At 58.1% G+C, this 8,496-nt stretch carries 9 protein-coding genes; 7 read left to right on the top strand and 2 right to left on the bottom strand.

All coding sequences use genetic code 11. The features are described 5' to 3' along the window. The coding region (locus BQ17_RS22610; protein ID WP_218068215.1) for a hypothetical protein at positions 1–199 on the top strand (199 nt) is incomplete at its 5' end. Positions 200–344: 145 nt separating this feature from the next. On the opposite strand, the gene BQ17_RS10520 is transcribed toward BQ17_RS22610, so the two are convergent. Together BQ17_RS10520 and ubiK are read right to left on the bottom strand one after the other, a co-directional pair. Then, complete coding sequence (locus BQ17_RS10520) at positions 345–1,865, bottom strand: YifB family Mg chelatase-like AAA ATPase (protein ID WP_089726849.1); 1,521 nt, start codon at positions 1,863–1,865, stop codon at positions 345–347. After that, on the bottom strand, positions 1,862–2,176 hold the full coding sequence (gene ubiK, locus BQ17_RS10515; protein ID WP_089726847.1) for a ubiquinone biosynthesis accessory factor UbiK: 315 nt from the start codon (positions 2,174–2,176) through the stop codon (positions 1,862–1,864). Before ubiK ends, BQ17_RS10520 begins: the two co-directional genes overlap by 4 nt. Before the next feature lie 941 nt (positions 2,177–3,117). On the opposite strand from ubiK, the gene BQ17_RS10510 reads away from it, so the two are divergent. From BQ17_RS10510 to BQ17_RS10485, 6 genes are all read left to right on the top strand, one after another. After that, complete coding sequence (locus tag BQ17_RS10510; RefSeq protein ID WP_089726844.1) at positions 3,118–3,456, top strand: P-II family nitrogen regulator; 339 nt, start codon at positions 3,118–3,120, stop codon at positions 3,454–3,456. A gap of 33 nt (positions 3,457–3,489) precedes the next feature. Continuing rightward, positions 3,490–4,767 carry an ammonium transporter gene (locus tag BQ17_RS10505; protein ID WP_089726842.1) on the top strand — a complete coding sequence of 426 codons (1,278 nt, stop codon included), beginning with the start codon at positions 3,490–3,492 and terminating at the stop codon, positions 4,765–4,767. A 324-nt stretch (positions 4,768–5,091) separates the two neighbouring features. Continuing rightward, a complete protein-coding gene (locus tag BQ17_RS10500; protein WP_089726840.1) occupies positions 5,092–5,280 on the top strand; it encodes a hypothetical protein in 189 nt (62 codons plus the stop codon). Then, positions 5,265–5,582 carry a type II toxin-antitoxin system RelE/ParE family toxin gene (locus BQ17_RS10495; protein ID WP_089726839.1) on the top strand — a complete coding sequence of 106 codons (318 nt, stop codon included), beginning with the start codon at positions 5,265–5,267 and terminating at the stop codon, positions 5,580–5,582. The genes BQ17_RS10500 and BQ17_RS10495 overlap by 16 nt, the downstream gene beginning before the upstream one ends. Positions 5,583–5,966: 384 nt before the next feature. Further along, positions 5,967–7,748 carry a DUF2278 family protein gene (locus BQ17_RS10490; protein ID WP_089726837.1) on the top strand — a complete coding sequence of 594 codons (1,782 nt, stop codon included), beginning with the start codon at positions 5,967–5,969 and terminating at the stop codon, positions 7,746–7,748. A 224-nt stretch (positions 7,749–7,972) separates the two neighbouring features. After that, a partial coding sequence (locus BQ17_RS10485; RefSeq protein ID WP_500784420.1) for a transposase occupies positions 7,973–8,496 on the top strand: 524 nt, incomplete at its 3' end.

Raw genomic sequence — 8,496 nt, 5'->3', positions numbered from 1 at the left:
GCTCACCACATCTTTACGGCCCTTGCCCAACCTACAAGATCATGTTTTCGGGAGGATTTATACGCGCTCGCCCTGGGACGGACCATCGGGGCAAGTGCGTATAAACCTCTCCGGAGACCTCGCTAAATCCCTTTTTAATCCGCAGATTACGCAGATTATTTCGTTTTTCGGTAGTGCTCAATATGGAGTGATCGTGTAGTCATCCCATCGAAGACGGAAAAGACTCAGTAGCGAGTTCATCACTACACATTAGGCACTACCCGTTTTTCATCTGTGAAAATCTGCGTAATCTGCGGATAGATTTTAAAGCTGTCGTTACCAATCATTCCCCGGGCGCATAATGGTCAACGCATCGGACCGGCCCGGTCCAGTTTGCGGTAGCCGATCGCCTCGCTCAGGTGCGGGGTCTCGATACGATCGCAGGCCGCCAGATCGGCGATAGTGCGCGCCACCTTGAGCACCCGGTGGTAGGCCCGGGCGGATAGTCCAAGCCGTTGGAGGGCCTGGCCCATCAGCTGGCGGGTGGCCTTCCCCAAGGGACAGGTGCGGTCGATCTCGCTGGGGGTGAGCGACTGGTTGGATTTACCGGCGCGACTGAGCTGACGCTCACGCGCCAGCTCCACCCGGGCCCGGACCTGAGCAGAGGTCTCGACGCCATCCGCCGCGGGCGCATTGAGGTGACCGGCACTCACCTGCGGCACCTCCACGTGTAGATCGATGCGGTCCAGCAGGGGTCCCGAGATACGGGCGCGGTAGCGGGCCACCTGCTCGGCGGTGCAGGTACACCGTGAGCCGGCGTCACCCAGGTAGCCGCAGGGACAGGGGTTCATGGCGGCCACGAGTTGGAAGCGGGCGGGGAACTCGGCCTGGCGGGCGGCGCGGGAGATATGGATGTGGCCGGACTCCAGCGGCTCGCGCAACGCCTCCAGCACCCGCCGGTCGAACTCCGGGAACTCATCGAGGAACAGAATCCCCTGATGGGCCAGTGAGATCTCCCCCGGGCGCGGGTTGCCGCCGCCACCGACGAGGGCGACACTCGAGGCCGTGTGGTGGGGGGCACGAAACGGGCGCCGGCGCCAATCTCGCGGGTTGAAGGGTTCGCGTCCGCTCACCGAACGCACGGCCGCCGCTTCCAGGGCCTCACCCTCGGTCATGAGCGGCAGGATACCGGGCAGCCGGTTGGCGAGCATAGATTTGCCGGTCCCTGGGGGGCCGAGGAACAGGAGGCTGTGGGCACCCGCTGCGGCGATCTCCAGGGCGCGCTTCGCCTGCTCCTGACCCCGGACCTCCGCCAAGTCCGGATACTCGACCGCGGACGGCGCCAGATTCGGGCGCTCGAATGGGGACAGCAAGGCGGTACCGTTAAGGTGTTCGCAGACCTCAAGCAGGTGTTCCGCAGGATAGATGGTAAGGCCGCTCACCAGGGCCGCCTCGTCCGCGTTCTCGCGCGGCAGGATGAGCGCCCTTCCTGCATCCCGCGCCGCCAGGGCCGCCGGCAGGACACCGGTCACCGGGCGCAGGTCCCCCGAGAGGGCGAGCTCTCCGAGCAGCTCCAGACGGCCGTGCAGGTCACACTTGAGCTGACCGGATGCACCCAGGACGCCCGCGGCGATGGGCAAGTCGAAGCGCCCGCCCTCCTTGGGCAGGTCCGCCGGGGCCAGGTTGATGGTCACGCGGCCGATGGGAAATTGGAAGCGGCTGTTGAGCAGGGCGCCACGCACCCGGTCCTTGCTCTCCTTTACCGCCAGCTCGGGCAGGCCGACGATGGATAGCGCCGGCAGGCCACCTGCGAGATGCACTTCCACGGTGACGGCCGGGGCCTGGATTCCCTCCCGCGCTCGGCTATTGAGGACACAGAGACTCAAGTGGACCCTGGAACCGACTCGCTCGGGGACTCGCCCGAGGTGGACTGCCGTTGCAGTCCCTCACCGGAACCGGACCCTTGCTCCAGCTCCGCCACCCGCGCCTCGAGCCCTTCCAACTTCTCGCGGGTACGCGCGAGCACCGCCGCCTGGACATCGAACTCCTCGCGGGTGACCAAATCGAGTTTGGCCAACCCCCCTTCGAGGGATGCCCGCAGATTGCGATTGATGTCTTCCTGCAACGCCTGTAGGCCCTTGGGGAGGCTGTCGGAGAGGCGTTGGGCGAGGTCATCCAACTGTTTGGGGACCAACATATAAAGGAACCCTCGCGGCTTGTTGTCTAAACCCTATTATACACCCAACATCCGGGCGTCTTTCGGTCCCGCTACCAGTCGCTGGCAGGGGAGGGTGGGCTGTGCCCACCAGCTGCCGGCTGTACCCACCGACGGCTCACTCGGTTCCGATAAGACCGGGAGATAGTTTGAACCGCAAAGGCGCAAAGGACCCGGGGATAATCGCCGGCTTCCAATAGTTGGAAACCTCAACGAAGAGAAGAAACTACGAATCACGCGAATCGGATTCGTGCGATTCGTCGCTTTTCTTCTTAGAATCCGCAGATTGCGCAGGTTTTCGCAGATTAAGAATTAAGAATGAAACAATCTGTGAAAATCTGCGTAATCTGCGGATAAATATAGACTCATCCGGCTCCGATGAGACTGCAGAACAGCTCAGGTCGGATTTGAATATGGGAAAAACAGAGCCGTTGGACACCTGCAGGGAGTGCCCCTCCGGAAAACCTTTGCGCCTTTGCGGCTCAAAAATAGCTAACAGCCGGCGACTGGTCGCTGGAAGCTATAGCCGATGCGCGCCCGCCTTGAGTGCATCAGACCTTGAATGCACCAGAATGGTGCAACGATGTGGGGAAATTACACAGAGTGTTCGATCAGAGTGCACATCAGACCCTTGTGAATTAACGACATTTGCCACTCAGTATCGTTTTTCAGGAACAGCCGGATAGGTTGGCATACTAAGTGCAAAAAACCGCTTTATGGATTACCTTGTGCCGTGCCTGTAGCCGGTATCGCCGCTGTGTCCCCGGAGATACCCTCTGCTCCAAGAGGCTCGAAGGGCGCGGCGTGGTCCTGGCGGCACCGGGGTCCCCCATGACTTCAGCGCCGACCCGGCCCTGATTATCTGACCACGCATTCCGAGGCGGTCCTGATACGGCCGTCCTTTACCACGGAGTTTTCCATCAATGAAGCTAGTTACAGCCATCATCAAACCATTCAAGCTCGACGATGTGCGCGAGGCCCTCGCCGCTCTCGGCGTCTCGGGGATAACCGTCATCGAAGTCAAGGGCTTCGGCCGCCAAAAGGGCCACACGGAGCTCTACCGCGGCGCCGAATATGTCGTGGACTTCCTGCCCAAGATCAAGTTGGAAATTGCCGTGGATGACCCCCTGGTAGATCAGGTCATCGAGGCCATTACCAACACCGCACGCACCGGCAAGATCGGCGACGGCAAGATCTTCGTCTTCGATCTCCAGCAAGTCATCCGCATTCGCACCGGCGAGACCGGTCCGAACGCCCTTTAGGCATCAGTCGTATCTTCAAGAGGATTACCCAGAGTGGAACCGCTAACCAAAGTAACCGAACTCGCCTATGCGCTCGATACCTTCTATTTTCTCCTCTCCGGCGCTCTGGTCATGTGGATGGCCGCCGGGTTCGCCATGCTCGAGGCGGGCCTTGTCCGCGCCAAGAACACCACCGAGATCCTGACCAAGAACATAGCCCTGTTCGCCATCGCCTGCACCATGTACATGCTCATGGGCTACAACATCATGTATCCGGGCGACGGTTTCGCCGGCGGGCTCATCCCAGGCTTCGATCTGAGCTTTATGTTCGGGGGCGACCACTCCGCCGAGAAGGTACTCGCCAGTAACGGGGAGACCTATTATTCCGGTATGGCCGATTTCTTCTTCCAGGTGGTATTCGTAGCCACGGCCATGTCCATCGTCTCCGGCGCGGTAGCGGAGCGTATGAAGCTGTGGGCCTTCCTGCTGTTCGCCGTCGTCATGACCGGCTTCATCTACCCGGTACAGGGCTACTGGAAGTGGGGCGGTGGCTTTCTCGAGGAGCTCGGCTTCAACGACTTCGCCGGCTCCGGCGTCGTGCATCTGTGCGGCGCCTCGGCAGCCTTGGCCGGCGTGCTCCTGCTCGGGGCGCGCAAGGGCAAGTATGGTAAGGACGGGTCCATCAACGCCATTCCGGGGGCCAACATGCCGCTGGCTACCCTGGGTACCTTCATCCTCTGGCTGGGTTGGTTCGGCTTCAACGGCGGCTCGGAGCTCAAGGTCTCCGACATCGGCGAAGCCAACGCCGTAGCCGCGGTGTTCGTCAACACCAACATGGCCGCTGCCGGTGGTTTGGTGATGGCCCTGATTACGGCGCGCATACTGTTCGGCAAGGCGGACTTGACCATGACCCTGAACGGCGCCCTGGCCGGTCTGGTGGCCATCACCGCCGAGCCCCTGACCCCAGTACCCCTGTTGGCGACCCTCATCGGCGCCGTCGGTGGTCTGATCGTGGTCTTCGCCATCATCACCCTGGACAAGCTGCGCATCGACGACCCAGTGGGCGCCATCTCCGTCCACGGCATAGTGGGTATGTGGGGTCTGCTCGCAGTGCCCATCACCAACGCCGAGGCGAGCATCGGCGCCCAACTCATCGGCCTCGGGACCATCCTGGGCTGGGTCTTCGTGACCTCCTTCATCACCTGGCTCATCATCAAGCTCATCATGGGCATTCGGGTGAGCGAGGAAGAGGAGTGGGAAGGCGTGGATATCGGCGAATGCGGGCTGGAGGCCTATCCCGAGTTCGTCGGGGCCAAGGGGTCTGCAACTTAAAATCTATCCCCTCGGCAAGCGTGGAGCGGGGCCTGCGGGCCCCGCTTCGGAGACAATGCCGTTAAGTTAAGCGTTACCGGTCGGCGAGAAAGAGGAAAAACTACGAATCACGCGAATCCTCGCGAATGGATTCGCGCGATTCGTAGTTTTCTCTTCCGCATCCTTGACCTACCACGACGAGCGGTCAGCAGCTAACTTAATGGCATTGGGCAAAAAGTTGGTTGCTCCGCAGGTCCGTTGGAGTTAGATTTGGGGATATTGCCCTACAGCTTTGGGCCGGTTATGCGCAAGCCGTTATGTGCAAAAAGCAATGAGGTTGTTTTTATGAATACAGCAAAAGAAGAAGTGAAATCACTTTTAAATACATTACCAGAAGATTGCACGCTTGAAGATGTTCAATATCATCTATATGTGATAGAAAAAATACAAAAAGGAATATCCAGAGCAAAAACTGAAGGCACATTAAGTCAAGAAGAAGTTGAAAGGAATTTCAGCAGATGGGCCTCTCAGTAAATTGGTCGCCAGAAGCAACAGAAGATCTCGAATCAATAGCTGAATATATTGGAAGAGATTCTGAGTTTTATGCTAGGGTTGTTGTTTTTAAAATACTAGCAACATCAAGGCAAATCTCAGAACATCCAAATATTGGAAGAAAAGTTCCTGAAATCAATGATGAGAAAATCAGAGAGCGTTTTGTCTATAGCTATCGGTTAATATACAAAATCGGGAAGAATCAAATCACAATTGTAGCGGTTATACATGGAAAAAGGCTGTTTGATAATGTATCGGATAGATTTGAGCAACAAAGCACATAACAATGCAAATCCAGCCCGCGTAGGTCGGGTAAGGCGCGCCTGTGGTGGCCGCGGTGATTGGTGTGCCGTAACCCGACGCAAGATAGCGGACTACGCCGTGTTGGGTGGCGATCACCACCTGACGGCGGGTAACGAGGCACCTAATCACAGTGGCCAACTCGGCCAGGAAGTGTGCCTCTTACCCGCCCTACGCGGGCTCAAAGAGAATAGGCATTGATCAAATCTGAAGCATTTGAAGGGCTCGAAGGTAAAGAGGAGAGACGGTTTGCAGACTGACGGCAGTGCGAACTATTTGCAGCGCTTGCTGGGTAACTGATAGCGGGTGTTTTTCCCAGGCGGCGAGAACCTGAAATTCACTAGTCACGTTCTATCTGGAGGAATCGAATGTACCGTGAAGAGTTCATTCAACTGGCAGGTGGAGCCTATGGCTCAAACGAGGATTACGAGGACTGGAGTGGTCGGGACAAGTACGACAATTTCTGGGCTTTCTTTCTGGATCGGGACTTTGGCTGGGTGGGTTCGGTCTACGCGAATGTACCAATTGAAAATCTCTACCGCCATGGACACAGCATTGAACACGTCATTCCCAAGTCCGTATTGGAGACCCAGTTAAAAAACCGGGGCCAGTCCCGTTCCGTCATCAAGGGCGCGCGGACCAATCCTTTCAACCTGCTTGCTGCAGGAGCTCGCCTGAATTCCACTCGTTCGAGCTTTGAGTTCGATACGGAGGGGGACCAGCCCGTCCGTCCCGGTCGTATTCCGATCAATCCCAACGCTGTTGGCACAACAGGCCTGGATGTAGAACGGGAATGGGTGATTCCAAGCCGCTCCCGTGGGGATGTGGCCAGATGCGTGCTTTACATGATCCTCGTATATGAACTCGACGGACTGTATGAGGAGGACTTGGCCGTGTTACGACGCTGGGCCTGGGTGGACGAGCCCTCGGCGTGGGAGCTGGCCTATAACGAATGGGTTTCTGGTCGTCTCGGCATACGCAACCCGTTGATTACGGGCGACATCGAGCGCCTAAAGGGAATGCTGCAGGATGACAGCCTCTTCAATGCGGCCCTATTGCCAGCACCACCCATGCTGGAACGCGCAGACACACCTCGGTCTGGTGGTCTGGAGAACGGATACGCCCTGCTGATCGGCGGGGTCGAAGACACTTGGCGCGACATGGTCGGTGCGCCCCACATGATGCTACGGGTCGGCACGGGGCTGCATTCCTGGCGAGTAGCTATCAATGTACGCTCAAAGCACAATCAGTCTGTGGATCCGGATCCGAATTTCCCCGGAAACGACCTTCTGGTGCATGTGGATGAGAACTGGCAGCACCCGTTGGCAGACCAGCTTGGAGACAAATTTCCCCAGCCTGGCTTGCACTTCCTGTCCCATAGCGGCGAGTCCGGGGCTCTGGATTACATCAGGGGTAACCTCTTCGCGCCGCAGGACATGGAAATCATCCCTTCCGATGTACCTGGTGCGGACAACGATCTCTTCGAGCGGCTGGAAGACATCCTGAAAAGAGCTAGGGCGCGGAGTGCGCTGGTGTATTTGTTTGGTGAGCCCTTCGCCGACGGGCGCGGCCTGCATCAGGTGCACATGAATCAGGGCAGTGTGATTGACGACTACAAAGAGACGGACGGCGTCTGGCAGGACGGTGGTCTGTTGATTCACTTTCAAGATGTCGATCGCTGGACCGCTGTGTTCATGGCTTTTCAATCCCAGTGTTGGCACACAGACGACCAAACCGGCGCGGCCAACGAAGACAATCGCTGTTCCCGCTTCAGCGAGGGTGAAGACGATCAGGCTGCCCCGGTACCGGGCGTGTCTGAAGGCGCGTTGGTGCGCATCGTATCCGCCATGGTCAATCCAAGAGGGTCAGAGGTAGGTGCGGAATCCGTCACATTGATCAACCTGGGTGAAGACACCGTCGACCTGGAGGGCTGGGTTCTGATGGATCGCCAAAAGCGCACAGAGCCACTGACTGGACAGTTGGCAGCCAACGAGGCCCGAACCTTCGTCCTGACAGGTAACGACGCACGCCTGGGTAATAAGGGAGGCCTGATCTCACTGCTGGATAAGCAGGGCCTCAAAGTGCATGGCGTAAGTTACACAAGACAGCAGGGGCGGAAAGAAGGTGTACCGGTAGTGTTTCTGAACTAGTCGTGCGAGACAGGTATCGACGATGACTTGCCGAGAGATTGGGGGCACAGAGATAGGAAAACGGGGACAGACCCTGAGGTATCCCCACATTATTGCAATCTAAAACAACGAGTTATGGAGCGAATGAGCGGCTACGAAGAACTAAAAGGACACCCACTTTGTTTGACATCTTTCCCACTCCAAGTTAAGCTCCTTCCTGACACCAAGATCACAGGAAATCTGCCATGACCGCTCCCCGCTCCGCTCTCGTCTCGCTTGAAGACACCCCTTGGTATCATTGCGTCTGCCGTTGTGTGCGCCGTGCTTTCCTGTGTGGGGAAGACCAGCTCTCAGGTCTGAATTTCGACCACCGCCGCGGCTGGATTGTCGAGCGCATGCAGCAGCTTGCTACCCTGTTTGCCATCGACGTGGCCGCCTATGCGGTGATGAGTAACCACTACCACATCGTGGTGCGTATCGACCGGGAACGGGCCTTGGGTTGGTCGGTAGAGGAGGTACTGAGGCGCTGGACGGGGCTCTTCACCGGGCCGCTGTTGGTGACGCGGTATCTCTCTGAGTCACGGGCGGAGATGAGTCAAGCGGAGGTTGCCGAGGTCGAATCGCTTGCCGAGGTCTATCGGGAGCGGTTGCACGATTTGTCCTGGTTCATGCGCACCCTTAACGAGCATATCGCCCGCCGGGCCAATGCGGAGGATGGGGTGAAGGGGCGTTTTTGGGAGGGCCGCTTCAAAAGCCAAGCACTGCTCGA

It is taken from the genome of Candidatus Thiosymbion oneisti (genome assembly GCF_900092655.1).
GTDB lineage: Bacteria > Pseudomonadota > Gammaproteobacteria > Chromatiales > Chromatiaceae > Thiosymbion > Thiosymbion oneisti.
The sequence above is the reverse complement of the archived record's forward strand: the minus strand, read 5'-3'. Positions and strand labels throughout refer to the sequence as shown.